This window comes from Bradyrhizobium sp. UFLA05-108 (assembly GCF_059803455.1).
Window position 1 is genome coordinate 1 of the sequence record NZ_JBANAZ010000207.1, and the last position, 1,123, is coordinate 1,123.

The 1,123-nt window shown below is 64.5% G+C and carries 2 protein-coding genes; both read right to left on the reverse strand.

Features of this window, described 5'->3' with window-relative positions:
- Nucleotides 1–860 (reverse strand): IS91 family transposase (locus SO140_RS46005; protein WP_498544207.1); only part of this gene is annotated, 860 nt, incomplete at its 3' end.
- Between the two features lie 11 nt (nt 861–871).
- The coding region (locus SO140_RS46010; RefSeq protein ID WP_498544208.1) for a tyrosine-type recombinase/integrase at nt 872–1,123 on the reverse strand (252 nt) is incomplete at its 5' end.

The following is a 1,123-nucleotide window of genomic DNA, read 5'->3' on the forward strand; positions in this document are numbered from 1 at the left end:
TTCCAACGGAACGCAATCGCCTCGCTGTCGGCTGCAACGAGGCGGCGGTTTGAGATGGCAACCCGATGGGTGTAACGGGAGAGATAGCGCAGCACCTGCTCTGGCCCTGCGAACGGTGCCTTGCAGTAGACCAGCCACTTGATACGCCGCAGCGGGGCGATGAAGCGCTGGAACGCCGTTTTGTCGGCAAGCCCGGCATGGGTGTTGAAGAACTTCAACTCCCCGGCGTCGTGCGCATGCACGAGCATGGCCAGCATCTTGCCGCGGAACAGGCGCGCCAGCACGTTGACATGGACGAGGAAATTGGAGCGCGCGGCGACCCATCGCGCGTGATCGAGCGAGAGCCCTCCGCCCGGCACGATCATATGGACGTGCGGGTGATGGGTCATAGCCGATCCCCAGGTGTGCAGCACGGCGGTGATACCGATCCGCGCACCGAGGCGCTTGGGATCGGCGGCAATTGTCAGCGTTGTCTCGGCGGCTGCCTTCATGAGCAGGTTGAAGACCACACGCTTGTTCTGGTAGGCGACGTCACGCAGCTCGCTCGGCAGCGTATAGACGACGTGAAAATACGGCACCGGCAACAGCTCCGCTTCGCGGTCGGCGAGCCATCGGCGTGACGCCGCCCCTTGGCACTTCGGACAATGCCGGTTGCCGCAGGAATTGTAGGCGATCTCGGTATGGCCACACGCCGTGTTCTCGCAGCGCGCGACATGCCCGCCGAGCGCCGCCGTGCGACAGCGCTCGATCGCATTCATCACCTTCAATTGCTCGAGGCTCACATGGCCGCGATTGGCCTCGCGCCAAGCAGAGCCGTGATCGCGGAGGATGTCCGCGACCTCCAGAGCTGGTCGAGCCACGGCCGGTGGCGCTACGGCGCCGGTGGCTTCTCACCGTCTCGCTTCGCAGGCCTGCGGCGCGGCGCGGTTAGGCCCTCCAGGGGACTCTCGATCTTGGCAATCAGTCCGGTCGCCACGCGACAGTAGCGGGCTGTCGTCTCGAGCTTGGAATGTCCGAGTAACGCTTGAATCACGCGAATGTCTTTGCCGCGCTCGAGCAGATGGGTCGCAAAGCTATGGCGAAGCGAATGCAGCGGGACCGTCTTGCGCAGCCCCGCGGCTTT